The following is a 26,164-nucleotide window of genomic DNA, read 5'->3' on the forward strand; positions in this document are numbered from 1 at the left end:
GACATCGGCCGCGCCGAAGACCGGCCGGGGAATAGTTGACCCACGTCCAAAGTTGACTAAATGCAACTACTTATATATAGTTGCTGAATATCAACTTTCAGGCGCCTGCTCGGTCAGGCGGGGCGCCTCGCACGACGTAAGGGATCAACGTGACTTCTGTGGCAGACAAGCCGGCGACCGGGGCCGTTCCGGCCGTTCCGGCGCAACGCACCCCGCGCGAGGTGATCATCGCCATCTCGGGCCTCGTCGTGGCGATGTTCGTCGCCGTCATCTCCGGCACGGTCGTCTCGACCTCGATGCCGCTCATCATCGCCGACCTCGGCGGCGACCAGACCGCCTACACGTGGGTCATCACCGCGAGCCTGCTCGCCATGGCCGTCTCGACCCCGATCTGGGGCAAGCTCGCCGACCTGGTGAACCGCAAGGTGCTGCTCATGACGGCGATCGGCCTGTTCGTCGTCGGCACGGCGATCGCGGGCTTCGCCCAGGACACCACGACCCTCATCGCCGTGCGCGTGATCCAGGGCCTCGGCGCCGGCGGGCTCATGTCGCTCGTCATGATCCTCATCGCCGTCATCATCTCGCCGCGCGAACGCGGAAAGTACATGGGCTTCGTCGGCGGCATCATGGCCGTCGCGACCATCGGCGGTCCGCTGCTCGGCGGCGTCATCACCGACGCCTGGGGCTGGCGCGCCAACTTCTTCCTGCCGGTGCCGCTCGCGATCATCGCGCTCATCGTCATCTCGCGCACCCTGCACCTGCCGCCCATGCCGAAGCGCGCGGTGAAGATCGACTACCTCGGCATCGTGCTGCTCGCCGTGGGCGTCTCGCTGCTGCTCGTCTGGGTGTCGCTCGGCGGCAGCGAGTTCGAGTGGGACTCGATGACCAGCTACGTGATGATCGGCGTCTCCGCCGCCGCCATCATCGGCTTCATCATCACCGAGTTCTTCGTGCCCGAGCCCATCGTGCCGATGACGCTCTTCAAGAACCGCACCTTCACGCTCGCCGTGATCGCCTCGGTCGCGATCGGCGTCTCCATGTTCGCGACCAGCGTCTTCCTGGCCCAGTACTTCCAGCTCGCCCGCGGCGCGACCCCCACGGAGTCGGGGCTCATGACGATCCCGATGATCGTCGGCCAGATGGGCGCCTCGATCCTCATCGGCGCGCTCATCAGCAAGTTCGGCAAGTGGAAGCGCTTCATGCTCCTCGGGTCGCTGCTCGTCGTGGCCGGCAGCTACCTCATGACGACGCTCAGCTACGACACCGATTACCTCTGGGTCAGCGTCTACATGATCGTCCTCGGCGCGGGCCTCGGCATGGTCATGCAGAACCTCACGCTCGTCGTGCAGAACGACACGCCCGCCTCGCAGCTGGGTGCGGCGAGCTCGAACGTGAACTTCTTCCGCACGATCGCCGGCACCATCGGCGTGACGATCATGGGCTCGATCCTGGCCACCCAGGTCACCACCCACATCACGTCGGGCCTGAAGGGCTACACCCCCACGTCGCGCGAAGACGTCGAAGCCCTGAAGGGCCTCGCCGGCGGCGGCATCCCGCACGTCTCCGAGCTGCCCGACGGCATCCGCGTCATCATCGAGAGCGCCTACGGCAACGGCATCGCCGACGTCTTCTGGGTCGCCGTGCCGCTCGCGGTGCTGAGCGTCCTCGCGATCGCGTTCCTGCCCAACAAGGCGCTCTCGACGAAGACCTCGGCCGAGCAGCTGAAGGAGGAGCTCGAGCAGGTCGCGATCGACCTGGCCGAGGCCGAGATCGGGTCGCCCGTCACGTCGTCCATCCAGATGGTCGAGGAGGACGCCGAGGCCGAGCGTGCCGCGAAGAGCGGCACCCGTGCGCAGGCGCGTCCCCACGGCGCAGACGAGCAGGCCCAGGCCGCCACCGAGTCCGCCCGCTGACATGACGCTCGCGATCGAGGTTCCCGACCGTACCGACGAGGCCATCGCCGACGTCGAGGAGCAGTTGAGCATGCTGTTCAGCCGCATCCGCACGGTCTGGAAGGAGTCGGCCGAGCAGGTGCATCCCGACCTGCCGCCGGCCGGCTACAAGCTCATCTCCGCGATCACCCGGCTGGGCACGACCAACGCGCACGTGCTGGCTGACATGTTCGACATGGACAAGTCGGTCGTGAGCCGCCAGATCCGCATGCTCGAGGAGCTCGGTCTCGTCGAGACGCGTCCCGACGAGACCGACGGCCGAGTGCGCGTGCTCGTCGCCACGCGGAACGCGCTCGACGCGGTGCAGGGCGTGCGCGACCGCAACCAGCAGCGGCTGCGCGACGTGCTCGCCGGTCACCCCGAGGCGGAGCTGCGGAGCTTCGCGAGCCTGCTGCGGAGCCTCGGCGACGCCTGACCTCCCTCGCCCGATCGCCCCTCGAACGCGACGAAGGCCCGCCCTCCCCCCGGAGTGCGGGCCTTCGCTCGTTCATGGAGGATGTCCGACCCGTCGCGACAGGCGCCCTCGAGCCGAATAGGATCGCCCGCATGACCGACACCGCCTCGAGCGCCGCCCGCACGGCCACCGACGACGAGATCGCGTCGGTCGAGGAGCAGCTCCGCCGCCTCTTCGGCCGGGTGCGGCTCGTCTGGAAGGAGGCGGCCGCCGCAGTGCACCCCGACCTCCAGCCGGTCGGCTACAAGATCCTGTCGGCGCTCGTGCGCCGCGGGCGCATGCACGCCGGCGCGATCGCCGAGGTCTTCGAGATCGACAAGAGCGTCGTGAGCCGCCAGGTGAAGCACCTCGAGTCGCTCGGGCTGGCCCGGGTCGTCGCCGACCCCGACGACGGGCGAGCCCGCTTCGTCGAGGCGACGGACGAGGCGATCGCGAGCGTCGAGCAGAAGGGCTCGCGCATGCAGCAGCGCCTCTACGCGCGGCTGCGCACGTGGTCGGGCGACGACGTCGAGACGCTCGCCACCCTCCTCGGGCGGCTCGGCAGCGAAGTGGTCGAGGACGGCGCTGAACAGGAGGGCGCCGAGTCCGACGCGAACGACCGTGTACCCGAGGCAGGCGCGGCCTCAGCGACCGGCGACTGACCGCTCCCCCGCGTCCACCCCGTCGGCCTCGTCCGCCGGCACCCGGCCGAGCTCGTTGTCGGCCGACGCCGGCTCCTCGGCGGACGCGGCGGGCAACCGCACCGTGAACCGCGTGGCGCCGGGCTCGCTCGAGACCGACACGTCGCCGTGGTGGGCGCCGACCACGGCCTGCACGATCGCCAGCCCGAGCCCCGTGCTGCCGGCCCGGCGGGACCGCGACGAGTCGCCCCTCACGAACCGTTCGAAGAGCGAGCCGACGAGCTCGGGCGGGATGCCGGGTCCGTCGTCCTCGACGGTGAGCACCACGTCGGAACCGTCACGAGCAAGCGAGGCGACCACGCTCGTGCCGTCGGGCGTGTGCACCCGGGCGTTGGCGAGCAGGTTCGTGACGACCTGTCGCAGGCGCGGCTCGTCGCCGACGACGACGGTCGCGGCATCCGGCAGCCGCACCTCCCAGTCGTGGTCAGGCCCCGCGGCCTGCGCATCGCCGACCGCCTCGACCACGACACGGCCGAGGTCGACGGGCCGGGCTGCGAGCTCGCGACCTTCGTCGAGCCGCGCGAGCAGCAGCAGGTCCTCGACGAGCTCGGTCATGCGCACCGACTCGGACTCGATGCGTCCGATCGCGTGCGTCACGTCGGGCGGCAGCTCACCGCCGTGCAGGCGCGTCAGCTCCGCGTAGCCGCGGATCGAGGCGAGCGGCGTGCGAAGTTCGTGGCTTGCGTCGGCGACGAAGCGGCGCACCTTCTGCTCGCTCTGCTCGCGCGCCGAGAGGGCGGATGCCACGTGCCCGAGCATGCGGTTGAACGCGGTGCCGAGCCGGCCGACCTCGGTGCCCTCGTCGTCGACCCTGACCCGCTCGGCGAGTGCGACGTCGCCGCGGTCGAGTGGCAGGTTCGACACGCGCTGGGCGGTCGCGGTGACCTGGGCGAGCGGGCTGAGCGCCCGGCGGATCACGGACGAGCCGATGACGAGCGCGATCATGAGCCCGACGATCGCGACGATGGCGATGGTGAGCGCCAGCTGGGTCGTCGAGGCATTGACCTCGGCGAGCGGCAGGGCGAGGACGATGTTCACCCCTGGCTGCGTCTCGACGGCGAGCGCGCGGTAGTCGCCGAGCGCCCCCGCCTCGATGGTGTGGGCGGTTCGGTCGGGCGGCACGTCGGCGAGTTCCTGTGCCGCGCCCGGGGCGAGGGTCTGGATCTGGCCGTCGTCGATCACCGCGGCGGTGACGTCGCCGCCGATGACGATGCCGCCGAGCGTGCCCTCCGGCTGGCCCGGCACGCTGAGGAACGCACCGACAGTGCGACCGGGATCTCCGGGGATGCCGGGCCCGGTTGCGTCGTCGGCTCGTGAGGACGCCGCCTTGAGGTTCGCGTCGAGGCGCGCGACCGACGACTCGTGGAACACGGCCACGCTCACCACGCCGACGACGGCGCTCACGGCCACCAGCAGGCCGGCGACGATGACGAGGAGCCGCCGGTGCAGCGTCCAGGTGAAGCGTCGGCGCGGGGCATCCGTCGTCTCGTGGATCGCCGCCTCCTCACGCGACGCGGCGGCGTGACCGGGGTCGCCGGGCCTGGTCATCCGACGGCCTTGAGCATGTACCCGGCGCCACGGACCGTGTGGATCATCGGCTCGCGGCCGGCGTCGATCTTCTTGCGGAGGTAAGAGATGTAGAGCTCGACGACCGACTCCTTGCCGCCGAAGTCGTACGACCACACGCGGTCGAGGATCTGCGCCTTCGAGAGCACCCGGCGGGGATTGCGCATGAGGAAGCGCAGCAGCTCGAACTCGGTGGCGGTGAGCTCGATGGGCGTGCCCGCTCGGGCGACCTCGTAGGAGTCCTCGTCGAGGGTGAGGTCGCCGACGGTGAGCACGGGGTCCTTCGCCTGCGCGAGGGTGAGGGTCGAGCGCCGGATGAGTCCGCGCAGGCGCGCGACCACCTCCTCGAGGCTGAACGGCTTGGTGACGTAGTCGTCGCCGCCGGCGGTGAGCCCCGCGATGCGGTCGTCGAGCGAGTCCTTCGCGGTGAGGAAGAGCACGGGCGTCTCGGTGCCGTCGGCGCGAACGCGCTGCAGCACCTCGAGCCCGTCGATGTCGGGGAGCATGATGTCGAGCACGATGGCGTCGGGGCGGAACTCGCGCGCGACCTTCACTGCGCTGAACCCGTCGGCAGCGGTGCGCACGTCCCAGCCCTCGTAGCGCAGGGCCATCTTCAGGAGCTCGGTCAGCGAGTGCTCGTCGTCGACGACGAGCACTCGCACCATCGAGCCGTCGCCCTTCGTGATCGGGGCGCGGTGCTGGGCGGTCGGCGCGGTGCTCATGTCTCCAGTATCCGCTTCGGCCTATGCGTTCCCTATGACGCAGATGAGCGGATGCCGCAGCTCGGCGCCGAGGCCCGCGACGCCGCCGACGCATAGGCGATTCATCGTGGGGCCAGTGACCCCCCATAGCCCGGCTGCCTAGCGTCGCAATCGGCGTCCTGCCCGGGGCGGCCTCCCCCACGACCTCAGAGGAGACCCATGTTCTTCACCTCCCTCCGGCGCGAGCTCGCCGGGCGCCGCAGGCAGACCTCGATCGTCGCGATCGGCATGGCGCTCGCGATCGCGCTCGTCATCATCGTGAACTCCGTGGCGTCGGGAGTGCGCGACGCGCAGGCAGCGGTGCTGCAGTCCGTCTACGGCGTCGGCACCGACCTCACCGTGTCGCAGGAGCCCACTCCGCCCGCCGAGGGCGAGGCGGGCGCCGGCCCCGGGCGCTTCGAGTTCGGCGCCGACGACGGCACCGCGTCCGGTGATTCCACCGAGGTCAGCCAGTCGCGGCTCACCGCCGGCTTCGGCTCGAGCACCTTCGACGCGTCGGCGCTGGAGACGGCGACCGAGGTCGACGGCGTGGCCGCGGCATCCGCTGCCCTGTCGTTGACGAACCTGACCTTCTCGGGTGAGATGCCGCAGTTCGCGACCCGCGACGAGGGCACGCCGCCCGCCGACGGCGGAGGCGGCGACGCGACCGCGCAGCAGCCGCCGACCGGGGGCTTCGATGGGGCCGGCGGAAGTGCGTTCGACGTCGACAGCTTCACGGTGCTCGGCATCGACCCTGCGGCCGCCGCGGTCGGCCCGCTGTCGTCGGTGGAGCTCGCCGAGGGGCGCGGGCTCGAGGCGGCGGACGCCGGACAGGCCGTGGCCGTGCTCGACGCGTCGTACGCCACGAGCGCCGACCTCGCGGTCGGCGACGCCATCGACGTGGGTGGTACGGAGTTCGAGATCGTCGGCACGGTGACGTCCACGTCGGCGGATGCCGCGACCGCGTCGAACGTGTACATCCCGCTCGACCTGGCCCAGTCGCTCTCGGGCCTCGACGGTCAGGTCAGCGACCTCTACGTGCAGGCGGAATCGTCCGACCGCATCGCCGACGTGCAGGCCGACCTCGAGGAGGCGCTCCCCGACGCGACCGTGTCGACGCAGGCCGACCTCGCCGCCTCGGTGTCGGGCTCGCTGTCGACGGCGTCGACCCTCGTCTCGAACCTCGGGCTGTGGCTCTCGCTCGCCGTGCTCGTCGCCGCGTTCCTCATCGCGATCCTCTTCACGATCCAGGGCGTCACGCGGCGCACCCGGGAGTTCGGCACGCTGAAGGCCATCGGCTGGTCGAACCGCCGCGTCGTCGGGCAGGTGGCCGGCGAGTCGCTCGTGCAGGGCCTCATCGGCGGGGCCGCCGGCCTCGTGTTGGGCCTCGCCGGCATCTGGGTGATCAACCTCATCGCCCCGACGCTCGGCGGCAGTGCCACGACGGGCCCCATGCCCGGCGGTGCGGTCACGGCCGGCGGACCCACCGCAGCCGGCCCCTTCGGCGATCGACTGGCGGATGCCGCGGGCTCCACCACCGAGGTCGTGCTGAACGCGCCGGTGACCATCTCGGTGATCGCGATCGCCATCGGGCTCGCCGTGCTCGGCGGCCTGCTGGCCGGCGCGATCGGCGGCTGGCGCGCGTCGCGCCTTCGGCCGGCCGAGGCGCTGCGCAGCGTCGCCTGAGCCCGTCCCGCTCGGCGCCCCCACCACCGCCCTCGAGACCCGTCGATCCACCAACGTCCAGGAAGGACCCCCCATGTACACGCTCGAGCACGTCTCGAAGACCTATTCGCAGTCCAAGCGCCGCGTCACCGCCCTGCAGGACGTGACGCTCTCCATCCCGTCGGGCCAGCTCGTCGCGATCCAGGGCCCGACCGGCGGCGGCAAGTCCACCCTGCTGCAGATGCTCGGCGCACTGGACCGGCCGACGTCAGGGCGCCTCACCCTCGGCGACGCGGAGCTCTCGCATCTGCCCGACCGCAAGCTCGGCGGCATCCGCGCCCAGGAGATCGGGTTCGTCTTCCAGGGATTCAACCTCATCCCGACCCTCACCGCACAGGAGAACGTCGAGACGGCGCTCGCGCCGCTCGGTGTCCGGGCCGAGGAGCGGCGCAGGCGAGCGGTCGACGCGCTCGCCTCCGTCGGGCTCGCCGATCGCGCCGGCCACATGCCCGGCGAGCTCTCGGGCGGCCAGCAGCAACGGGTCGCGATCGCGCGCGCCCTCGTGAAGGAACCCGACGTGCTCCTCGCCGACGAGCCCACCGGCAACCTGGACGAGGAGACCCGCGACGAGATCATGGACCTGCTCGAAGGCCTGTGGCGCGACCGGGGACTCACGCTCGTGATCGTCACGCACGACTCGGCCGTCGCCAGGCGCGCCGAGCGCCGCCTGCACATCAAGCTCGGCACGGTCAACGAGCGCTGAGGCCGAGCGCCGGCACGGGTTCCGGATATCGAGCACCTCGGTGCGCGAAGGCTGCTAGATGACCTCGTTGCGCAGGGCCCACGCGGCCGCGGCGGTGCGGGACGGGACGTCGAGCTTCGTGCGGATGTTCGCGATGTGGCGATGCACCGTGTGGGTGGAGAGCACGAGCTGCGCCGCTATCTCGGCGTCGGTCTGGCCGAGCGCCACGAGCCGAAGGACCTCCCGCTCGCGATCGGTGAGCTCTCCGCGAGTCGCCGCACGCGGTGCCTGCGCAGGCTCGACGGGCACCCCGAGGAACGCGAGCGTCTCGCGCACCACCGCATCGGCATCGCCGCGCCAGGGGAAGTGGTCGTCGCCCTCGAGCGCCACGAAGCGCGCGTCGCGGATGCGGCGCGCGACGTCCTTGCCGAGGGCGAAGGGGATGGCCCGATCGTTGCGGCGATGCAGCACGAGCGTGGGGGCGAGCACGTCGCCGAGATGCCCGGTGGAGTCGAAGTCGTACACCGCGCGGAGCGACGCGAGCGCGACCTCGCGCGAGGCCGAGCGCCGCTGGAACTCGACGAACTCGGCACGTTCGTCGGCCGTCGCGCCGGGGAGGAACAGGTCGCCGAGCACGCGGGAGCCGAGGCCCCAGTGCTGCTCGATGATCGACAGCATGGCCTCACGCGCGGCCGGCGGTGCGAGGTCGACACCGCGGGCATAGGAGCCGTACAGCACGAGGCGGTCCACACGGTCGGGATGCCGCGCCGCGTACAATGACGCGACACCGGAGCCCGACGACGCGCCGAAGAGCGAGATCCTGCCCGGTGCGGCCTCGTCCACGAGCGCCTCGAGCGTCGCGAGCTCCTCGTCCAAGGTCCGGGCAGGGAGGCCACGGCGATCGGACACGCCGGCGCCCGGGCGGTCGTATCGGATGACGGTGCGGTGCCGGGCCAGCGCCCCCGTGAATCGCCGGAACCTCGCGTTCCGCCAGTCGAGCTCGAGGTGGCTCGACCACCAGCCGCCGATGACGAGCGGCGGCCCGTCTCCGACGGCCGCCCACGCGATGGACGCCCCGTCGCGCTCGGCGTAGCGGATGACCTGGTCCTCGAGGTCCACGGCCCGAGTCTAGAGAGCGAGGGATGCTCGGACTACAGCGGTCGCGCGGCCCGCGCGGCATCCGCGAAGGTGGGCGGGGACCGGAGCACGTGCGGCAGCGCGTCGCGATGCTCCTGGAGCAGCCGCCGGGCGCCGTCGAGTTCGGACTCGCCGTCGTCACCGAGGAGGATCGGGACGTACTCGCCGGGCAGCAGCAACTCATCGTGCCGCCCGTCGGGCGCGAGGACCGCGCGGAGGATCCCCGCCGCGAGTTGTTCCGCCAGCCAGGTGCCGGCGCTCGACTCGGGGATGCCGGCGAGCACGGCGAACTCCGCGGCATCCACCGGCCCGGATTCGAACAGCACGCGGTAGTAGCCGCGTCGGCGGCCGAATGCGATGGACGCCCGTGCTCGTCGCTCGGCGGCGTCATCGGCGTGCACCGCGGCGGCGTGGGTGGACGCGGTCGTGGTGGCGGTCGTGGTCGTGGTCATGGTCCCTCCCTGGGGTGCTGCCGGCCGGTCGGACGGCTCGACCCTTCGATTCCACGCCCGGCACCACCCCCGCGGCATCGCGCGTTCGGGCCACGCGGGCGTGGCCCGTTCGGGCCATCGGCACGGTCACCGAGCGCTGACGTCACGCGGTGATGGCCCCCGTCCGGGGGGTTCACAGGAACCACCCCGTACCGTCGAGACCGATGCCCGAATTCGCGAAGCCGTCCCATTCCGCCCAGCGCAACCGCCGTCTCCTGCTCGTCTCCACCGCCATCCTCGTGACCGGCGGCCTCCTCGCCGGAGGCGTCGCCGTCGCCACCGCCCTCACGTCGCAGCCCGACGCCGCCGACAACACGGCCTCCCGACCGACCGGCGCGTCGGGGGCCGAGTCGGTGCCCTCCCCCGCCGAGGACCCGAACGCCGAGCAGCTCGGCGTCGACGACTCCGACGAGGCGCTCTCGGCCTACGGCCCGGCCGTGGCCGCGCAGCTGGCGTACGTGCGCGACCACTGGCAGTCGACGGAGGACGACACGTTCGGATTCCTCGACGACAACGACTGCGCCAACTTCGCGAGCCAGTCGCTGCTCGCCCGCGGCCTCAGCGAGGACGACGAGTGGTGGTACTCGGCCGACGGCGACGGATATGCCAGCGCCCCGGCGTGGGTCAGCTCGACGGCGCTCATGGAGTACCTCGAGCAGCATCCCGAGCTCGCCACCGAGCTCAGCGACGACCAGCGGGAGCAGGTGAAGCCGGGCGACCTCGTGCAGTTCGACTGGGACGGTTCGGGCGACCGCGATCACACCGGCATCGTCACGGCGGTCATCCCCCGCAGCGACGGCACGATCGCCATCGCCTACGCCGGCCACACGGATGCCACGTGGGACCGCTCGGTCGACTACGCGATCTCCGTGCTGCACCCCGGCGGCTCCGCGACGTACTGGAGCATCGCGGAGTAGCGACACCCGGGCGCGGCCGATCGGATCGGCAGCAATGCCTGCCTACGCTCGAAGCGATGCCGACTCCCGAACAGACCCGCGTGTTCCGCCGACGCCGTGCCCTCGTGGCGGCCGTCGCCGTGGCGGTGCTCGTCACGGGCGGCGCCACCATCGCGTGGGCCGTCGGGCAGCAGGACTCCGCGGCATCCGGCGTGCCCGCCCTCGACACGTCGGGCCTCAGCCCGTCGGTCGCAGCCCAGCTCGAGTACGCCTACGCGCACTGGGACGACCCCGACGCCGAGCGCTTCGGCGTGATCGACGAGAACGACTGCGTGAACTTCACCAGCCAGACCCTCCTCGCCCGCGGCTGGGCCACCGATGACGAGTGGTGGTACGACGAGGGCGGCGACGCGTACGCCTCATCGGACGCCTGGATCAGCTCCACCATGCTCAGGGACTATCTCCTGCGGCATCCCGAGCGGGCCACGCCGCTCACCGACGACCAGCGCGACCAGGTGAAGGTCGGCGACATCGTGCAGTTCGACTGGGACGACTCGGGCGATCGCGACCACACCGGTGTCATCACGGCGGTCGTGACCGAGGACGACGGCTCGATCGACCTCGAGTACGCGGGGCACACGGATGCCACGTGGAACCGCTCCGTCGAATGGTCGATCACCGAGCAGCATCCCCACGGCGTCGCGTACTACTGGAGCATCCCCGAGTAGCCGGCGCCCAGCAGCGCGGGTCCGCCGGCGAGCCAGGCGATGAGCAGCCCCAGTGCGACGACGTTGCACACCACCGTCGCCCAGAACGCCCGCCGGAACGTGCGCTTGCGCGTCTTGTGGCGGAACACCTGCTGCGCGACGAGCGCGCCGGGCCAGCCACCGACGAGCCCGAGGGCGAGCAGGGTGCGCTCGGACACCCGCGGAGCGGCCCGCCGCGCGGCCGCCTTGTCGGCGCCGTACACCGCGAACGCCACGACGCTCACCGCCGCGTACCAGGCGGCGAGCCACCACGGGAGCTCGGATGCGGCGATGGCGATCGCCAGCGCGCCGACGAACAGGACGAGCACCGTCCAGCTCAGCGACGCGGGCAGCGGACGCGAGAGGTCGCGGTCGGGGCGAGCGGGCGCGGGGCCGCCGGCGCGCGGTCTGGTGGCGGAGGGCATGGCCCCGATGCTATGGCCGCGCACCGTCACCCACCGCGCCGCGACGCGCCGCGCCACCGGCCGAGCGGGGTCGGTGCGCGGTACGCTCGGGAGGTGCCCGACACCCCGTTCGCCCTCTTCGACCTCGAGGGCACGGCGACGGCGGTCCGCTTCCCCCCGCCGCCCGTGCGGCATGCGCACGAGCAGCGCATCGTCGCCGACGCGAGCGACCGGGTCGCGTGGCTCCGGGCCCGCTCCCGGGGCGTGACGGCGACGGATGCCGCGAAGCTCTCGTCGCGCTCGGCGGTGCGCTCCGCCGCGTGGGAGAAGCTCCACGGCAGTGGGGGCCGCTTCGGCGGCAGCCGCTTCACCGACCACGGACGCGAACGCGAGCCGGTGATCGCCGAGTGGGTGCGCAGCACGCACGGCATCGAGCCGTCGTCGCTGCTGTTCCACGCGGCATCCGACCGCCGTCATCTCGCCACGCCCGACGGGCTGCGGGTCACCGCCGACGGCACCCCCGAGCTGTGCGAGATCAAGACGACCTCGCGCCCGTGGCGGGGCGTGCCGCGCGGCTACCTGCGCCAGGTGTGGTGGCAGCAGTACGTGCTCGGCGCCGAGCGCACCCTCGTCGTGTGGGAGCAGCACGACGACTTCATTCCCGTCGCCGACGAGCCGCGGTGCTGCTGGGTCGACCGCGACGACGACCAGATCGCGATCCTCGTGCACCTCGCCGAGGAGCTGCTCCTCGCCCTGCGGCCCGACGACCCCGCGCGTTCCGTCTATCGTCCGGGTGCGTTGGCGTGACGACCGTCCTCCTGCACGGGCTCGGGTCCGACCGCCGGCAGCCGCTCGGCATCTTCGAACCCGTCGTGCAGGCGGTCTCCGGGCCCGATGAGTTGATCGTCGCTCCCGACGTGCGGGCCCACGGCGGGTTCCTCGCGGTCGGGGAACCCGGCGACTTCCATCTCGACCGGCTCGCCGCCGAGGTCTGCGAGCAGGTGCCGGCGTCGCTCGTCGAGGCCCACGCCGGGCATGGCGACCCCGATGACGCCGTCACGCTGATCGGCATCTCGATGGGTGCGGCGCTCGCCCTGCGCATCGCGCTGCTCGGCCTGCTGCCCGTGCGCCGTGCGGTGTTCGTGCGGCCCGCCTTCGACGACCGCTCGCTGCCCGAGAACCTGCGGCCCTTCCCCGTGATCGGGCAGCTCCTCGCCGATGCGGGTCCGGCCGGCGCCGACGAGTTCCAGGAGCGGGCGATCTACCGCGAGATCGCGTCGGCCACCCCTGCCGGCGGCCGAGCGCTCCTCGCCCAGTTCCAGGCACCGGATGCCGCACGCCGGTCCATGCGCCTCGTCGAGATCCCGCGCAACCGGGCGTTCGCCGACGACGCGGAGCTCGAGGAGCTGACGGCACGCGGCATCCGCTCGCTCGTGGTCGGCGCACCCCGAGACCCGGTGCACCCCTTCGGGATCGCCGAGCGCTGGGCCGGCGGCCTGCACACGATGCTCGAGCTCGTGCCCGCCCGCGATGACGGCCAGGCCCAGCAGACGAGCGTGCTCCGCGAGCGCGTGGCCCGCTGGCTGCAGCGCGACTGAGCCCCGCCGGCCCGGGCCCCGGCTCAGGCGGAGGTGACGCCCTCGCGTTCGCCGGGACGCCCCGGCGGTGCGGCGGCCGTCGGCTCATCGGGTTCATGCGGCCATGGGGTGCGGCTCAGGGCGATGATGCCCGCGCCGACCAGCAGGATGAAGGCCGCGATGGCGATGACGTACACGGCCACGCCGCCGTAGCCCGCCTGCTGCGCCGGGTCCAGGAACGGATACGGGTACCAGCCGACGATCGCGCCCCGGATCATCGAGTACACCGCCCAGGCGATGGGGAAGATCGCGATGGTCCAGAGCCGCCGCCACTCGACGCGGCGGCGTCCGGGCGCGAGCACCCAGTCGGCGATGAGGTAGAGCGGCGCCCACACGTGCAGGATCTCGTTCGACCACGGCACGGTCGTCGCCTGGTCGAGCGAGATCTCGCGGAGGAGCAGGTTGTAGACGACGAAGGTCGTGGCCATGTAGGTGACCACGCACGCGCGCACCAGGTTGTAGGCGGCCGGGTCGACGCGCCGGGCGAACGCGTACCACGCGCCGACGAGCAGCACGATCGCCGAGAGGGCGTTCGAGAGGATCGTGAAGAAGCTGAAGAAGTTCACGACGAACGCGAGTCGATCGCTCACCATCGACCAGCTCTGCGCGAACTGGCCCACGATCGCCACGATGATCGCCGCAGCCGCCAGCAGCCGCAGCACCCCGAACAGTCGCCTCACGGAAATCCCCGTCCCCGCCGCATCCGTCGGCCCCGCGGCGCACTGTGTGCAGCATAGTGGTGCGTGGGGATGCCGACGGGGAGGAAGTGCCGATGGCCGAGACGATGCAGGCGCTCGTGATCGATCGCACCGGGGAGGCCGACGAGCTGCACCTCGCGGAGGTGCCGCGGCCCACCCGCGTGAGCGACGAGGTCGTCGTGCGGGTGGTGGCGGCCGGCGTGAACCCCATCGACGCGAAGACCCGGGCGGGCCGCGGAGTCGCCGCGGCGATCGGCTCGTATCCCGCGGTGCTGGGCAACGACTTCGCCGGGGTGGTCGAAGCGGTGCCGTACGCGGCGCACCCGCTGCAGCCCGGCGACCGCGTCTACGGCATGGGCCGAGTGCCGCGGCTCGGGGGCAGCTACGCCGAGTTCATCGCCGTGTCGTCGCTGAGCGTCGCTCCGATGCCCGCGTCGCTGGGCTTCGCCGAGGCGGCCGCGGTGCCGCTCGCCGCCCTCACGGCCTGGGGCGCGGTGATCGACACGGCGCGCGCACATGAGGGGCAGCGGATGCTGGTGCACGCGGCATCCGGCGGCGTCGGGCACTTCGCGGTGCAGCTCGCGGCCTACTTCGGCGCGGAGGTCACGGCGACCTGCTCGGCCCGCAATGTGGACTTCGTGCGGTCGCTCGGCGCCCGCCATGTCATCGACTACACCTCGGAACGGTTCGAGCAGGTCGCCTCCGAGCAGGACGTCGTCATCGACCTCATCGGCAACGTCGCCGATGACACCGGCACGAGGTCGCTCGACGTGCTGCGCCCCCACGGGCTCGTCGTGAACGTGCCCACCGGGTCGTGGCCCACCATGGCCGACGAGGCGGCCGCCCGCGGCATCCGTGCCACCGGGTACTCGGTGTCGCCCGACGCGCGCACGCTGGCGGTGATCACGCGGCTCATCGACGACGGCTCCGTGCGCGTGCACGTGGACCGCGAGCTGCCGCTCGCCGAGGGCGCCGAGGCGCACCGGCTGCTCGAGGGCGGGCACGTGCGCGGCAAGGTCGTGCTGCGGGTGGGGGCGGATCCGGCGTAGGGCGCGTCACGGACCACACCGCGTCAGCCGGCGCGCGACTCGAGCAGGGCGCTGCCGAGCTCGCTGCGGAGGTAGAGCACGCTGCGGCCGTACCTGGTGCTCACGAGCAGGCCCGCGTCCCGGAGCACGCGCAGGTGCTGGTTCACGGCCGACGCGGTGACGCCGAGGCGCACGCCGAGCTCGGTCGACGAGGCGGGCTCGCCGAGCGCCGCGAGCAGGCCCGCCCGGGTCTGGCCCAGGACCGCGACGACGGCGGCCGGGTTGGCGACGTGCTCCGTCTCCCACAGCGCGCCCTGGCCGCGGGCGGAGTATATGATCATCGGCGGCCCATCGCCCACCGGCGCGGAGGCCCGCCGGGTGAACATGGTCGGCACGAGCGTCAGCCCGTTGCCGTCGATGGCGATCGTGCGGTCGGCGGGGTCGTGCAGGCGCACGGCGACGACGCCGCGGTCGTACTCGATGCGCTCCGAGAGCCCGTTGAGCATGGTCGCCACGCCGGCCTGCGCGATCTGGCGGCCGCGGTACACGACGTCCGCCTCGAGTACGGCGCGCATGCGCGGCCAGTACGGTTCGAAGCACGTCTCCCAGAGCTGCCGCAGCGCCCGGGCGATGCGCCGGAGCGAAGCCCCGGCGGATCCCGCGAAGACCTCCGGCACGTGCCCGTGCACGGCGATGAGGTCGCGCCGGAAGACCTCTGGCGGTGTCTCGAGGAGGCCGGCGAACTCGTCCTCGAGACGGGTGAGCGGCGAGCTCGGACGCGGGTTCAGGAAGTCGGGCGTCCACATCCGCTCATCGATGAGCCCCGAGAGCGTGTGGAGGTCGAGGCGGGCCCGCGCCTCCTCAGTGCGGCGCAACCAGCCGAGCTGCAGCGGGAAGCGCGCGGGCTCCTTGATCGCCCGAAGCGAGAGCCCCAGCTCGCAGAGCGGCGAGATGCCGAAGCGCACGCTGCCGACGTCGTCCTCGGTCAGCAGGTACCTCAACATGTAGCCCAACGCTACATCGATTTCGACCGCCCCCGCAGCTCTGGCAGAACTGAGACGTGAGCGCGACCCCCACCCCGGACACCGGCACCCTCCCCGTCATCCAGCCCGACCTCGACGACGCATCCGCCGCCTCGGACGAGGCGACAGCGACGGAATCCACGCACGCCGACCGACCGAAGCTCTTCCGGCGCATCCTCGGCTCGCTCGCCGATCCCGTGTTGCGCATCCTCGTCATCGCCACCCTCATCAGCCGGGTCGGCCGGGGCATCTTCCTCACGGTGACGGTGCTCTACTTCACCCTCATCGTCGGCCTCGCACCTCACGAGGTGGCGATCGTGCTCGGCGCCGCGAGCGCAGCGGGCGTGCTGTCGTCGCTGGCCGGCGGCTGGCTCGCCGACCGCACGAGCGCGAAGCGGCTGCTCATCGTGCTCTCCATCGTCGACGGCATCGGGCTCGTCTGCTACGTGTTCGCCCACGACTTCGTCACGGCCCTCGTGATCGCCGTGCTGGTCGGCGCCGTCGAGCAGGCCGCCAACTCCACCCGCATGGCGATCATCGCCCGCGCCTTCGACGGCGAGAGCCGGGTGCACGCCCGCGCGGTGCTGCGCACGGTGACGAACGTCGCCATCGCGGTCGGGTCGGGCATCGGCGCCGTCGCGCTGCTCGCCGGCACGGCCGACGCCTACCGCTGGATCATCGTCGGCGCCGGCGTGATGTACCTCGCGGGCGTCACCCAGCTCGTGCGGCTCCCCGCCTACGTCGACGCACCGAAGCGGGTCGCGACGGAGGCCGCGGTGATCACCACGGCGACCGGGTCGACGGATGTCGCGGCATCCGCTCGTGCCGAACGCCGCGCCCGCCGCGCCCACTCGCCGTGGCGCGACCCCCGCTACCTCGCCCTCAGCGCGCTCAGCGCGGTCTTCGGCATGCAGTTCGGCGTCGGCGAGGTCGGCGTACCCCTGTGGATCGCGAACGACACGGCCGCCCCCGAGGTGCTCGTCGCGGTGGTGCTCATCCTCAACACGACCATCGTGGTGCTGTTCCAGGTGCCGCTCTCGCGCGGCACCCACGACCTCCGGCGAGCGGGCCGCGTCTCGGCCCTCGCGGCGTGGCTCATGGCCGCCGCCTGCCTGGTCTACGCCGCCGCCGCCGGGCTGCCGGCCGGATTCGCGGCCGCGGTGATCGTCACGGCCGCCGTCACCCACGCGTTCGCCGAGGTGCTCTCGCAGGCCGGCGGCTGGGGCCTCAGTTTCGAGCTCGCCGATCCCGTGCAGGCGGGCACCTATCAGGGCGTGTTCTCGATGGGGTACTCGCTCGGCGCGATGGTCTCGCCCCTCTTCGTCACGTCGACCGCGCTGACGTTCGGGTTCGGCGGCTGGGCGATCCTCGCCGTGGTGTTCCTCGCCTCCGGCCTCGGCACGTGGGCGATCGCCCGGGCCGCGGCCGCGAAGGCCGCGTTGCCGCAGCCCACCTGAGTACGGCGTCAGGGGTGTCGGCTATCGTCGCCGCATGAGCGTCGGGCCCTCGATCGTCTGGTTCCGCGACGACCTCCGGGTCGCCGACCATCCTGCGCTCACTGCAGCGGTCGAACGCGGAGCTCCGGTCGTGTGCGTGTACGTGCTCGACGAGGAGTCGCCCGCCATCCGCCCGCTCGGCGGCGCCGCGAAGTGGTGGCTGCACGGGTCGCTCGAGGGCCTCCGCGATGCGCTCGATGCACTGGGCGCCCGACTCGTGCTGCGCCGGGGCGCGGCCGGCGGGGTCATCCGCTCACTCGTCGAGGAGACGGGAGCCCGAGCGGTGTTCTGGAACCGGCGGTACGGCGGCCCCGAGCGCGAGCTCGATGCGAGCCTGAAGCGCGAGCTGCGCGACGACGGGCTCGAGGTGCAGAGCTTCGCCGCCAACCTGCTGTTCGAGCCGTGGACGATCCGCACCGGGCAGGGCACCTCGTTCTCGGTGTTCACCCCGTTCTGGCGGGCCTGCACGCAGGCGCCCGAGCCGCGGCATCCGCTGCCCGCCCCCGAGGCGATCGACGGCGGTGGCACCGCCGCCACGGATGCCGCGAGCGACGCCATCGACGACTGGGAGCTGCTGCCCACCCACCCCGACTGGGCGGGCGGCCTCCGCGAGGCGTGGACGCCGGGCACCGCGGCGGCGCACGAACGACTCGACGAGTTCGCCGACGACGGCCTCGGCGGCTACGCCGACGGACGCGACCGCCCCGCGCTCGACGTGACGTCGCGCCTCTCGCCTCGGCTGCGCTGGGGCGAGCTCAGCCCGTTCGAGGTCTGGCACGCGCTGCGCGAGCGCCGAGTCCGGGGCGAGGGCGTGAACCGGTTCCGCACGGAGCTCGGCTGGCGCGAGTTCGCGTGGCACGTGCTGTACCACTCCCCCGAACTGGCGACGCGCAACTGGCGCGCGGAGTTCGACGCGTTCCCGTGGCCACGGCTGCATCCGGCCGCGCTGCGGGCCTGGGAGGAGGGCCGCACCGGGGTGCCGCTCGTCGACGCCGGCATGCGCGAGCTCTGGGCGACCGGCGGCATGCACAACCGCGTGCGCATGGTGGTCGCGTCGTTCCTCACGAAGAACCTGCTCATCGACTGGCGCCGCGGCGAGCAGTGGTTCTGGGACACGCTCGTCGACGCCGATGCGGCGGCCAACCCGTTCAACTGGCAGTGGGTGGCCGGGTCGGGCGCCGACGCCGCGCCGTACTTCCGGGTCTTCAACCCCGAACTGCAGGCGACGAAGTTCGACCCCGACGGCGCCTACGTGCGGCGCTGGGTGCCCGAGGTCGGCACCGACGACTATCCCGAGCCGATCGTCGACCTGAAGGCGACCCGCGCCGCGGCGCTCGACGCCTACGAGCAGGTGAAGGCCGCGCGCGGCTGACCTGTCGCCTCGGGGCGACGCGACGCGGTGCGACGCTGCGCGGCGCGACGCTAGAGGCGCTTCTCGAACCAGTGGTCGGCGTAGACCTCGTCGTTGAACGGCTCGACCTCGACGTAGCCCGACGCACGGTACATCGCGATGGCCTCGGTGAGGCTCGCGTTCGTCTCGAGGGTGACGGATGCCGCGCCGTGATCGCGCGCGGCCTGCTCGAGCGCCGCGAGGATGCGCCGCCCGACGCCCATGCCGCGCACGGCGTCGTCGACCCACATGCGCTTGACGTAGGCCGGCTCGTCGTCGTGGAACAGCACCGCGCCGCATCCGATCGCCCGTCCGTGCAGCCGGGCGAGCACGAACAAGCCCGTCGGCGGGGCGAACTCGTGCGTGTCGGGGTGCAGGCTCCGGCCGGGGTCGAAGCCGCCCGGGAACCGCCGCGCGAGCTCATCGTAGTAGGCCGCGAGGCAGCGCCGGGCGTCGTCGGACGCGGCCTCCGCAGGCTCGACCTGCACGAGCCCCGCCTCGAGCAGGCGCATGACCGTGCCCATCGCCTCGATGAGCCGGGCCTGCTGGCCGTCGCTCAGCGGTTCGAGCACGGATGCCGCGAGCTCATCGCTGCGGCGGTCGAGCTCGGCGCGCTCCACCCGCCCCGCCGGCGTCGGCTGCACGGTGCGCACGCGCGAGTCGGCGGATGGCGCGGCCGCCACGGTCACGAGCCCCTCGCGCTCGAGCGAACGGAGCAGGCGGCTGAGGTAACCCGAGTCGAGCTCGAGTCGCTCGCGGATGGTGCGGACCTCGACGCCGTCGCCCGCCACCTCCCAGAGCACCCGGGAGCTGCCGAGCGAACGATCGCTGGCGAGGTAGTGGTCCTCGAGCGCGCCGATGCGACTCGTGACGATGCGGTTGAAGGCGCGGACGGTGTCGATCGCGCCGCGGTCGGCGGCACGGTCGGCGGCGAACACGCCAGACAGGCTGGACATATTGCTGACCTTAGTCAGGTACTCTGCCGGCGGCAAGCGCGATCGCTCAGGGCAGCGCGCGAGCCAGCACCCAGTCCTGCTCGAGGCGGTCGCCGAGACGGAACCGCTTGCGGCCGGCCTTCGCGAACCCGTGCTTCTCGTAGAACCGGATCGCCCGCGCGTTCTCCTCGTTCACGCCGAGCCACGCGGCGATCGCGCCGGTCGCGGTGGCCGCGTCGAGCGTCGCCGCCATGAGCGGTCCCGCGACGACGCCCGACCCGTGCGCGAGCGCGCGCGTGTAGAACTTGCTGAGCTCGATCGCCGGTCGTGCCGTGACGGCGGCCGCGGCATCCGCATCGGCAGGATCGCCCGCGATGAGCATCGAGTACCCCACCAGGTGGCCGTCGTCCTCCTCGGCCAGGAGCAGCGTGCGGGCCGGATCGGCGAGGTACTCCCCCACGCGCTCCACGGTGAAGTTGGCGGCGATGAACGCGGCGATGGCCTCGGCGGTGGTGGACGGCGGGCAGGCGAGGGGGAACGTGTCCGCGGCGAGCTCGGCGAGTGCCGCGGCATCCGCTGCGCCCGCCGTTCGGATCGTGAGGTCTGGCACGAACACCGATTCTTCCAGAGCACGGATGCCGCGGGGTGGCATGATCGGCCCATGGATGCCGTGACCTCGCCCATCGCCCGCTCCGACGACGGGCGCTCCTTCCTCGTCGTCGACGCCACGGGGTCGAGCCTCGTCGCCGGGTCGCTCGTCATCATCAGCGGCGGCGGCGAACGCCAGCTCGCGCTCGTCGAGGAGCGCTCCGAGACCGTTCCGGCTCGCCTGCGCGGGCGGCTCATCGGCATCCTCGGCGATGCGGTCATCGACACCGCGCGGAGCCACGCCTTCGAGGCGGGCACGGTCGACGAGGTCGACGCCGCGACGATCGACGTGCTGCACGCCACGACCGGCGCGCTGCTCGAGGTCGGCCGCAACCTCACCGAACCCGGCGGCCCGGCGAAGCTGCTGCCGAAACGCTTCAACCGCCACACGTTCTGGTGCGGGCAGAGCGGATCGGGCAAGACCTACGCGCTCGGGGTGGTGCTCGAGCAGCTCATCGCGCACACCGCGCTGCCCGTGGTGATCTTCGACCCGAACTCCGACTTCGTACGGCTCGGCGAGCTCAACCCCGGCGCCTCCGGCCCCACCGCCGAGGCACTCGCGCAACGGGACATCCGCGTGCTGCGGGCCCGCGGCGCGGGCGAGGCGGGCCTCCGGGCGCGGTTCCTCGACATGAAGCTCCCCTCCAAGGCGGCCGTGCTGCGGCTCGATCCGGTGGCCGACCGCGACGAGTACAACTCGCTGGTCCACATGCAGGAGATCGTGCGCGCCGGCGAGCTCGACCAGCTGATGCCGATGCTGCAGGCCGTGCAGGAGGGCGGCGAACGGCATCCGCTCGCCGAGCGCATCGAGAACCTCGGCGTGCTCGACTGGGAGGTCTGGGCGGGAACGGATCGGGCCGTCACCGACGTCGTGGCCGAGCGGCCCGATGCCACGGTGCTCGACCTCGGCGGCTTCTCGACCCCCGAGCAGCAGCTCGTCGTCGCACTCTCGCTGCTCGACGACCTGTGGGAGCGGCGCGAGGAACGACGGCCCGTGCTGCTCGTCATCGACGAAGCGCACAATCTCTGCTCACCGAAGCTCGACTCGCCGCTCGCTGTCGCCGTGCGCGACCGCATCGTGCAGATCGCCGCCGAGGGGCGCAAGTTCGGCCTGTGGCTGCTGCTCTCGACGCAGCGGCCGTCGAAGGTGCATCCGGGGATCATCTCGCAGTGCGACAACCTGGCCCTCATGAAGATGACGTCGCCCGTCGACCTCGAGGAGCTCGGCACCTACTTCGGCTACGCGCCGGTGGCGCTGCTCGCGAGGTCGCCGTGGTTCCGGCAGGGTGAGGCGCTGTTCGCCGGCGGGTTCGTGCCGACGCCGTCGCTCGTGAAGGTGAACGCGCGGCTCACGCCCGAGGGCGGCAGCGACGTGGGCGTGCCGCTGCGCTGAACGAGCAGCGCGTCCCGCTGCGCGCTGAGGGGCGGATGCCACGACGCAGCGGATGCCGCGGGGTCCCGCCCGCGGCATCCGCTCGTCGTCTGCTCAGTGCGATACGCGGCCTCAGAGGAACCGCGCGTACGCCCCCACCGTGAGGAACGTCGGGAACTCGGGCTCGAGCGCCACGGTGCGGAACACCGAGATCGCGTCGTCGAACCGGTCGCCCTCGAAGCGCGGCAGCTCGGCCACCGCCGCCGCCATGATGCGCACGATCGAGGTCTGGTCGATGCGCGTGCCCTCGGCGGTGACGGTGTTGTCATGCAGCCACTGCCACACCTGCGAGCGCGAGATCTCGGCCGTCGCGGCATCCTCCATGAGGTGGTCGATGGCCGCCGCGCCCGTGCCGCGCAGCCACGACTCGATATAGCGGATCGCGATCGAGATGTTGTCGTGCACGCCCGCCTCGGTGACCTCGCCGCCGATCGACGGGATGTCGAGCAGCTGCGCCGCGGTCACCTCGACGTCGTCGCGCAGGCGGTCCACCAGGTTGGGCCGGTCGCCGAGCACGGCGTCGAACTCCGCACGCGCGGTCGGGATGAGGTCGGGGTGCGCGACCCACGTGCCGTCGAAGCCGTCGGATGCCTCGCGGCGCTTGTCGGCGGACACCGCCGCGAGCGCCCGTTCGGTGACCTCGGCGTCGCGGCGGCTCGGGATGAACGCGCTCATGCCGCCGATGGCGTGGGCGCCCCGCTTGTGGCAGGTCGCGACGAGCAACTCGGTGTAGGCGCGCATGAACGGCACCGTCATGGTGATCGACCGTCGGTCGGGCATCACCCAGCGGCGACCACGGGAGCGGAAGGTCTTCACGATCGAGAAGATGTAGTCCCAGCGCCCCGCGTTGAGCCCGGCGCAGTGGTCGCGCAGCTCGTAGAGGATCTCGTCCATCTGGAATGCGGCCTGGATCGTCTCGATGAGCACGGTCGCGCGGATCGTGCCCTGCGGGATGCCGAGCGCGTCCTGCGCGTGGACGAAGATGTCGTTCCAGAGCTTCGCCTCGCGATGCGACTCGAGCTTCGGGAGGTAGAAGTACGGCCCGCGTCCGCCGTCGATGAGCCGCTGCGCATTGTGGAAGACGTACAGCCCGAAGTCGACGAGCGATCCCGAGGCGTGCATCGCCCGGCCGGCCCGGTCGTGGAAGCGCAGGTGCTTCTCCACGAGGTGCCAGCCGCGCGGGCGCATCACGACGGTGGGCGTCTCGGCCGCAGTGACCCGGTAGTCCCGGCCCTCGGGGCTCGTGTACTCGAGGGTGCCGCGCACGAAGTCGAACAGGGTCAGCTGCCCCTCGATCACGTTCGCCCAGGTGGGGCTCGTGGCATCCTCCTGGTCGGCCAACCAGACCTTCGCGCCCGAGTTCAGGGCGTTGATCGCCATCTTGCGGTCGGTCGGGCCGGTGATCTCGACGCGACGGTCCTCGAGGCCGGGGCCGGCCCCGGCGACGCGCCACGACGGGTCATCGCGGATCCACGTCGTCTCGGGCAGGAACCTCGGGTCGCGACCGTTCGCCGCGTCCACCCGCGTCTGAAGGCGCACGGCGAGCAGGTCGTGCCTGGTGTGCGCGAACCGGTCGTGCAGCTCGGCGAGGAACTGCAGCGCCTCGGGCGTGAGGATCTCGTCGTAGCGCTCGCCGAGCGGGGCGGTCACCTCGATGCGCGGCTCATGGGTGCGGAAGCTCGCGGTGGCCGGCGCGGGTTCGGTGCGGTGAGCGGATGCCGCGGCATCCGTTCGCTCGCGTTCGAGCGTCATGGTGGGCGTGGTGTTCATGGTCTTCTCCTCGGAGTTCGTGCGACCCGATGCGGGGTCAGTGGTTGAACTGGTCTTCCTCGGTCGATCCGACGAGGGCGAGGGTGGCGCTGGTGGGGTTCAGGGCCGTGGCGATCTGGTCGAAGTAGCCGGTGCCCACCTCGCGCTGGTGGCGCGTGGCGGTGTATCCGGATGCCTCCGAGGCGAATTCCGCCTCCTGGAGCTCGACATAGGCGCTCATGTGCCGCTCGTTGTAGTCCTTGGCGAGCGTGAACATGGAGTGGTTGAGGGCGTGGAAGCCCGCGAGGGTGATGAACTGGAACGCGTAGCCCATCGCCGCGAGCTCGCGCTGGAAGGCGGCGATCTGGGCGTCGTCGAGGTGGCGCTTCCAGTTGAAGGACGGCGAGCAGTTGTAGCTCAGGCGCTTGCCCGGGAACTTCGCGTGCACGGCCTCGGCGAAGCGGCGCGCGAGGTCGAGGTCGGGCTCGGCCGATTCGACCCAGAGCAGGTCGGCGTACTCGGCGTACGCGAGGCCGCGGGCGATGACCGGCTCGATGCCGTTCTGCACCTCGTAGAACCCCTCGGCGGTGCGCTCACCGGTGACGAAGGGGCGGTCGCGTTCGTCATGGTCGCTCGTCAGCAGGGTCGCGGCGAGCGCGTCGGTGCGGGCGATGATGATCGACGGCACGCCGGCGACATCCGCTGCGAGCCGTGCCGCGTTGATGGTGCGGATGTGCTGCGACGTCGGGATGAGCACCTTGCCGCCCATGTGCCCGCACTTCTTCTCGCTCGCGAGCTGGTCCTCCCAGTGCACGCCGGCCGCGCCCGCCTCGATCATCTGGTGCATGAGCTCGTAGGCGTTCAGCGGGCCGCCGAAGCCGGCCTCGGCGTCGGCGACGATCGGCGCCATCCAGTCCGAGATGCCGGTCTGCGCCTCGCTGCCCTGCTCGATCTGGCCGGCGCGCAGGAGCGCGTTGTTGATGCGGCGCACGACGGCCGGGACCGAGTTGGCGGGGTAGAGCGACTGGTCGGGGTAGGTCTGGCCGCTGAGGTTCGCGTCGGCGGCGACCTGCCAGCCGCTCAGGTAGATCGCCTTCAGGCCCGCGCGCACCTGCTGCACGGCCTGGTTGCCGGTGAGGGCGCCGAGCGCGGCCGACCACTGCGGGTCCTCCTGCGGCGCGAACGCCGTGCCGGTGTTCCGCTGGAGGTCCTGCCAGAGCCGCTCGGCTCCGCGGCGGGCGAGCGTGCGCTCCTCGCGGACGGGGCCGCGCAGGGCGATGACGTCCTCGGCGGTGTAATCGCGGCGGACGCCGTCCCAGCGGGGGTTCGCGTCCCATTCGAGCTGGAGCTCGGCCGCGGTCTGGGTCTGGTCGCCTGGGCGGTTCGGGGTGCTCATCGGGGTGCTCCTTCGGTGCAGCGTGCGGATGCGTCGGTGCCCCGGTCGTGACGCCGGCTGCGGCGCCGTCCGTGGGGCGGTGCATCCACTCTGCGGGCCTCGGCACCCCTGCCGACGGCCACCCGAGGGGTGAACTTCCCCGGTTCTTCTGCGCGGCGGAAGAACCGCTCACCCACCACCGCCCTGCCCCTGCCCCTGCCCGAGCCCCTGCCCGAGCCCCTGCCCCTGCCCCTGCCCCTGCCCCTGCCCCTGCTTGAGCCCACCGCGCCCCTCTGCCTGCCGAAATGCAGGAAGATCCGGGGCCCCAGCGGCGCGGCGGCGCCAGCACGGGCGGCGCGTCACCCGGATGTTCCTACATTTCGGTGCGTGGTGCTCAGGCGGCGGATGCCTCGCGCGCGGCTCGCACATCCTCGATCACACTCACGTGCTCCGGCACCCAGCCCAGCCCGCGGGCGACGCGGCCCTTGGCGGCCTGGTCGAGGAGCAGCGCGTCGGCGAACTCCGAGCCCAGGCGCTCGCGCGAGGCATCGGGAGTCTCGGGCACCACGCCGGCGGCGCCGACCACCTCCGCGGCCGCCTCGGCCAGCGCCCGCACGGTCGTCGGCGAACCGTCGGACCCGATGACGCGACCACGCACCCCTGCTGCCTCGACGACCGCGAGGTAGAGGCGGGCGAGGTCGTCGACATGAACGAACGTCCATTGCTGCGACCCGTCGCCGATGAGCCGGAGCGCGCCGGCGTCGGAGCGCGCGGCCTCGGCGATGAGCGACGGCACGAGCCCGCCGTCATGTCCGTACACGATGCCCGGGGCCACGATCGCCGCGTCGACGCCCGACGCGAGCAGCCGCTCCTCGAGCGGCACGCGCCAGGCGACGAGCTGCGGCGCGTCGAGGGCCGCGTCGTCGGCGAGGTCGCCGCCGGAACCGTACTCCCAGATACCGCTCGTCAGCACGAAGCGGCGCCCGCCGTCGCCGTACGCCCGGATGGCCGCCTCGATCACGGCGTCGTTGAAGGCGGGCGCCCCGTGCTCGGGGGCCGCCGTGTGGATCGCGGCATCCGACTCGGCGAGCCTCGAGGTGAACCAGCCGACGTCGGTCACGTCGCCGTGCACCGCAGTGGCGCCAAGCTCGGCGACCTCGCGGGCCGCCCGTTCGCTACGCACCACGGCGGTCACCTCGTGTCCCGCCTCGACGAGCACGTCGAGCACGGCCGATCCGATATAGCCGGTCGCCCCGGTCAGAAGAATTCGCATGGCCGCAA

The 26,164-nt window shown here is 72.2% G+C and carries 25 protein-coding genes; 13 read left to right on the forward strand and 12 right to left on the reverse strand.

Annotation, left to right across the window (positions count from 1 at the left end):
* The first annotated feature begins 149 nt into the window (after window positions 1-149).
* The 3 genes from J2X63_RS04625 to J2X63_RS04635 all read left to right on the forward strand — a co-directional run bounded on the left by J2X63_RS04625 (window position 150) and on the right by J2X63_RS04635 (window position 3,047).
* Window positions 150-1,913 (forward strand): MDR family MFS transporter, encoded by a 1,764-nt coding sequence (locus J2X63_RS04625; RefSeq protein ID WP_309974361.1) that lies wholly within the window; start codon window positions 150-152, stop codon window positions 1,911-1,913.
* A 1-nt stretch (window position 1,914) separates the two neighbouring features.
* Complete coding sequence (locus J2X63_RS04630) at window positions 1,915-2,367, forward strand: MarR family winged helix-turn-helix transcriptional regulator (protein ID WP_309974364.1); 453 nt, start codon at window positions 1,915-1,917, stop codon at window positions 2,365-2,367.
* 131 nt (window positions 2,368-2,498) lie between these two features.
* Window positions 2,499-3,047 carry a MarR family transcriptional regulator gene (locus J2X63_RS04635; RefSeq protein WP_309974365.1) on the forward strand — a complete coding sequence of 183 codons (549 nt, stop codon included), beginning with the start codon at window positions 2,499-2,501 and terminating at the stop codon, window positions 3,045-3,047.
* Here the strand turns inward: J2X63_RS04635 and J2X63_RS04640 are convergent.
* Window positions 3,030-4,634 (reverse strand): ATP-binding protein, encoded by a 1,605-nt coding sequence (locus tag J2X63_RS04640; RefSeq protein WP_309974367.1) that lies wholly within the window; start codon window positions 4,632-4,634, stop codon window positions 3,030-3,032. The two genes, J2X63_RS04635 and J2X63_RS04640, sit on opposite strands and share 18 nt — an antisense overlap.
* Window positions 4,631-5,374, reverse strand: coding sequence for a response regulator transcription factor (locus J2X63_RS04645; protein ID WP_309974369.1), 744 nt, complete (start codon window positions 5,372-5,374; stop codon window positions 4,631-4,633). The genes J2X63_RS04640 and J2X63_RS04645 overlap by 4 nt, the downstream gene beginning before the upstream one ends.
* Window positions 5,375-5,572: 198 nt before the next feature.
* Between J2X63_RS04645 and J2X63_RS04650 the strand changes: the two genes are divergently transcribed.
* Both J2X63_RS04650 and J2X63_RS04655 read left to right on the forward strand, forming a co-directional pair.
* Window positions 5,573-7,078, forward strand: a complete 1,506-nt coding sequence (locus J2X63_RS04650; RefSeq protein WP_309974370.1) for an ABC transporter permease — start codon at window positions 5,573-5,575, stop codon at window positions 7,076-7,078.
* 73 nt (window positions 7,079-7,151) lie between these two features.
* On the forward strand, window positions 7,152-7,820 hold the full coding sequence (locus J2X63_RS04655; protein ID WP_309974372.1) for an ABC transporter ATP-binding protein: 669 nt from the start codon (window positions 7,152-7,154) through the stop codon (window positions 7,818-7,820).
* 54 nt (window positions 7,821-7,874) lie between these two features.
* On the opposite strand, the gene J2X63_RS04660 is transcribed toward J2X63_RS04655, so the two are convergent.
* Both J2X63_RS04660 and J2X63_RS04665 read right to left on the reverse strand, forming a co-directional pair.
* Window positions 7,875-8,918: an alpha/beta fold hydrolase gene (locus J2X63_RS04660; RefSeq protein WP_309974374.1), complete on the reverse strand. Its 1,044-nt coding sequence runs from the start codon at window positions 8,916-8,918 to the stop codon at window positions 7,875-7,877.
* Window positions 8,919-8,950: 32 nt separating this feature from the next.
* The gene (locus tag J2X63_RS04665) at window positions 8,951-9,388 is read right to left on the reverse strand and encodes a hypothetical protein (protein WP_309974376.1); all 438 of its coding nucleotides are present in this window, start codon (window positions 9,386-9,388) and stop codon (window positions 8,951-8,953) included.
* 203 nt (window positions 9,389-9,591) lie between these two features.
* On the opposite strand from J2X63_RS04665, the gene J2X63_RS04670 reads away from it, so the two are divergent.
* Window positions 9,592-10,344, forward strand: coding sequence for an amidase domain-containing protein (locus J2X63_RS04670; protein ID WP_309974379.1), 753 nt, complete (start codon window positions 9,592-9,594; stop codon window positions 10,342-10,344).
* 56 nt (window positions 10,345-10,400) lie between these two features.
* Complete coding sequence (locus J2X63_RS04675; RefSeq protein WP_309974383.1) at window positions 10,401-11,051, forward strand: amidase domain-containing protein; 651 nt, start codon at window positions 10,401-10,403, stop codon at window positions 11,049-11,051.
* Here the strand turns inward: J2X63_RS04675 and J2X63_RS04680 are convergent.
* On the reverse strand, window positions 11,030-11,494 hold the full coding sequence (locus J2X63_RS04680; protein WP_309974386.1) for a DUF1294 domain-containing protein: 465 nt from the start codon (window positions 11,492-11,494) through the stop codon (window positions 11,030-11,032). The genes J2X63_RS04675 and J2X63_RS04680 overlap by 22 nt on opposite strands.
* A 165-nt stretch (window positions 11,495-11,659) precedes the next feature.
* Between J2X63_RS04680 and J2X63_RS04685 the strand changes: the two genes are divergently transcribed.
* Both J2X63_RS04685 and J2X63_RS04690 read left to right on the forward strand, forming a co-directional pair.
* Complete coding sequence (locus tag J2X63_RS04685) at window positions 11,660-12,280, forward strand: YqaJ viral recombinase family protein (protein WP_309977795.1); 621 nt, start codon at window positions 11,660-11,662, stop codon at window positions 12,278-12,280.
* The gene (locus J2X63_RS04690; RefSeq protein ID WP_309974388.1) at window positions 12,277-13,071 is read left to right on the forward strand and encodes an alpha/beta hydrolase; all 795 of its coding nucleotides are present in this window, start codon (window positions 12,277-12,279) and stop codon (window positions 13,069-13,071) included. The genes J2X63_RS04685 and J2X63_RS04690 overlap by 4 nt, the downstream gene beginning before the upstream one ends.
* Window positions 13,072-13,094: 23 nt before the next feature.
* Here the strand turns inward: J2X63_RS04690 and J2X63_RS04695 are convergent, their stop codons facing one another.
* Entirely contained in the window at window positions 13,095-13,790 is a 696-nt protein-coding gene (locus J2X63_RS04695; protein ID WP_309974391.1) for a Pr6Pr family membrane protein, read from the reverse strand.
* A 92-nt stretch (window positions 13,791-13,882) separates the two neighbouring features.
* Here J2X63_RS04695 and J2X63_RS04700 point away from each other — a divergent pair, with 92 nt between their 5' ends.
* Complete coding sequence (locus J2X63_RS04700) at window positions 13,883-14,857, forward strand: NADP-dependent oxidoreductase (protein WP_309974394.1); 975 nt, start codon at window positions 13,883-13,885, stop codon at window positions 14,855-14,857.
* A 23-nt stretch (window positions 14,858-14,880) separates the two neighbouring features.
* On the opposite strand, the gene J2X63_RS04705 is transcribed toward J2X63_RS04700, so the two are convergent.
* Entirely contained in the window at window positions 14,881-15,840 is a 960-nt protein-coding gene (locus tag J2X63_RS04705; RefSeq protein ID WP_309974396.1) for a helix-turn-helix domain-containing protein, read from the reverse strand.
* Between the two features lie 56 nt (window positions 15,841-15,896).
* On the opposite strand from J2X63_RS04705, the gene J2X63_RS04710 reads away from it, so the two are divergent.
* Window positions 15,897-17,315 (forward strand): MFS transporter, encoded by a 1,419-nt coding sequence (locus tag J2X63_RS04710; protein ID WP_309974400.1) that lies wholly within the window; start codon window positions 15,897-15,899, stop codon window positions 17,313-17,315.
* 34 nt (window positions 17,316-17,349) lie between these two features.
* The gene (locus tag J2X63_RS04715) at window positions 17,350-18,726 is read left to right on the forward strand and encodes a deoxyribodipyrimidine photo-lyase (RefSeq protein ID WP_309974403.1); all 1,377 of its coding nucleotides are present in this window, start codon (window positions 17,350-17,352) and stop codon (window positions 18,724-18,726) included.
* A 50-nt stretch (window positions 18,727-18,776) separates the two neighbouring features.
* Here the strand turns inward: J2X63_RS04715 and J2X63_RS04720 are convergent, their stop codons facing one another.
* Window positions 18,777-19,700 (reverse strand): helix-turn-helix domain-containing GNAT family N-acetyltransferase, encoded by a 924-nt coding sequence (locus tag J2X63_RS04720; protein ID WP_309974406.1) that lies wholly within the window; start codon window positions 19,698-19,700, stop codon window positions 18,777-18,779.
* Between the two features lie 46 nt (window positions 19,701-19,746).
* On the reverse strand, window positions 19,747-20,289 hold the full coding sequence (locus tag J2X63_RS04725) for a GNAT family N-acetyltransferase (protein ID WP_309974408.1): 543 nt from the start codon (window positions 20,287-20,289) through the stop codon (window positions 19,747-19,749).
* Window positions 20,290-20,340: 51 nt separating this feature from the next.
* Here J2X63_RS04725 and J2X63_RS04730 point away from each other — a divergent pair, with 51 nt between their 5' ends.
* Entirely contained in the window at window positions 20,341-21,720 is a 1,380-nt protein-coding gene (locus J2X63_RS04730) for an ATP-binding protein (RefSeq protein ID WP_309974411.1), read from the forward strand.
* A 111-nt stretch (window positions 21,721-21,831) separates the two neighbouring features.
* Here the strand turns inward: J2X63_RS04730 and aceB are convergent, their stop codons facing one another.
* The 3 genes from aceB to J2X63_RS04745 form a co-directional block, all read right to left on the reverse strand.
* Window positions 21,832-23,511, reverse strand: coding sequence for a malate synthase A (aceB, locus tag J2X63_RS04735; RefSeq protein ID WP_396133144.1), 1,680 nt, complete (start codon window positions 23,509-23,511; stop codon window positions 21,832-21,834).
* A gap of 55 nt (window positions 23,512-23,566) precedes the next feature.
* On the reverse strand, window positions 23,567-24,904 hold the full coding sequence (gene aceA / locus J2X63_RS04740; RefSeq protein ID WP_309974419.1) for an isocitrate lyase: 1,338 nt from the start codon (window positions 24,902-24,904) through the stop codon (window positions 23,567-23,569).
* 373 nt (window positions 24,905-25,277) lie between these two features.
* Window positions 25,278-26,156 carry an NAD-dependent epimerase/dehydratase family protein gene (locus tag J2X63_RS04745; RefSeq protein WP_309974423.1) on the reverse strand — a complete coding sequence of 293 codons (879 nt, stop codon included), beginning with the start codon at window positions 26,154-26,156 and terminating at the stop codon, window positions 25,278-25,280.
* Between the last annotated feature and the right edge of the window lie 8 nt (window positions 26,157-26,164).

This window comes from Agromyces sp. 3263 (assembly GCF_031456545.1).
Classification (GTDB): domain Bacteria; phylum Actinomycetota; class Actinomycetes; order Actinomycetales; family Microbacteriaceae; genus Agromyces.

Bases quoted from the DNA above. Each gene is read 5' to 3' on its own strand.
- J2X63_RS04630 (WP_309974364.1), top strand. From the start codon at position 1,915: ATGACGCTCGCGATCGAGGTTCCCGACCGTACCGACGAGGCCATCGCC.
- J2X63_RS04635 (WP_309974365.1), top strand. From the start codon at position 2,499: ATGACCGACACCGCCTCGAGCGCCGCCCGCACGGCCACCGACGACGAG.
- J2X63_RS04640 (WP_309974367.1), bottom strand. From the start codon at position 4,634: ATGACCAGGCCCGGCGACCCCGGTCACGCCGCCGCGTCGCGTGAGGAG.
- J2X63_RS04645 (WP_309974369.1), bottom strand. From the start codon at position 5,374: ATGAGCACCGCGCCGACCGCCCAGCACCGCGCCCCGATCACGAAGGGC.
- J2X63_RS04650 (WP_309974370.1), top strand. From the start codon at position 5,573: ATGTTCTTCACCTCCCTCCGGCGCGAGCTCGCCGGGCGCCGCAGGCAG.
- J2X63_RS04655 (WP_309974372.1), top strand. From the start codon at position 7,152: ATGTACACGCTCGAGCACGTCTCGAAGACCTATTCGCAGTCCAAGCGC.
- J2X63_RS04665 (WP_309974376.1), bottom strand. From the start codon at position 9,388: ATGACCACGACCACGACCGCCACCACGACCGCGTCCACCCACGCCGCC.
- J2X63_RS04670 (WP_309974379.1), top strand. From the start codon at position 9,592: ATGCCCGAATTCGCGAAGCCGTCCCATTCCGCCCAGCGCAACCGCCGT.
- J2X63_RS04675 (WP_309974383.1), top strand. From the start codon at position 10,401: ATGCCGACTCCCGAACAGACCCGCGTGTTCCGCCGACGCCGTGCCCTC.
- J2X63_RS04680 (WP_309974386.1), bottom strand. From the start codon at position 11,494: ATGCCCTCCGCCACCAGACCGCGCGCCGGCGGCCCCGCGCCCGCTCGC.
- J2X63_RS04700 (WP_309974394.1), top strand. From the start codon at position 13,883: ATGGCCGAGACGATGCAGGCGCTCGTGATCGATCGCACCGGGGAGGCC.
- J2X63_RS04705 (WP_309974396.1), bottom strand. From the start codon at position 15,840: ATGTTGAGGTACCTGCTGACCGAGGACGACGTCGGCAGCGTGCGCTTC.
- J2X63_RS04715 (WP_309974403.1), top strand. From the start codon at position 17,350: ATGAGCGTCGGGCCCTCGATCGTCTGGTTCCGCGACGACCTCCGGGTC.
- J2X63_RS04720 (WP_309974406.1), bottom strand. From the start codon at position 19,700: ATGTCCAGCCTGTCTGGCGTGTTCGCCGCCGACCGTGCCGCCGACCGC.
- J2X63_RS04730 (WP_309974411.1), top strand. From the start codon at position 20,341: ATGGATGCCGTGACCTCGCCCATCGCCCGCTCCGACGACGGGCGCTCC.
- aceB (WP_396133144.1), bottom strand. From the start codon at position 23,511: ATGACGCTCGAACGCGAGCGAACGGATGCCGCGGCATCCGCTCACCGC.
- aceA (WP_309974419.1), bottom strand. From the start codon at position 24,904: ATGAGCACCCCGAACCGCCCAGGCGACCAGACCCAGACCGCGGCCGAG.
- J2X63_RS04745 (WP_309974423.1), bottom strand. From the start codon at position 26,156: ATGCGAATTCTTCTGACCGGGGCGACCGGCTATATCGGATCGGCCGTG.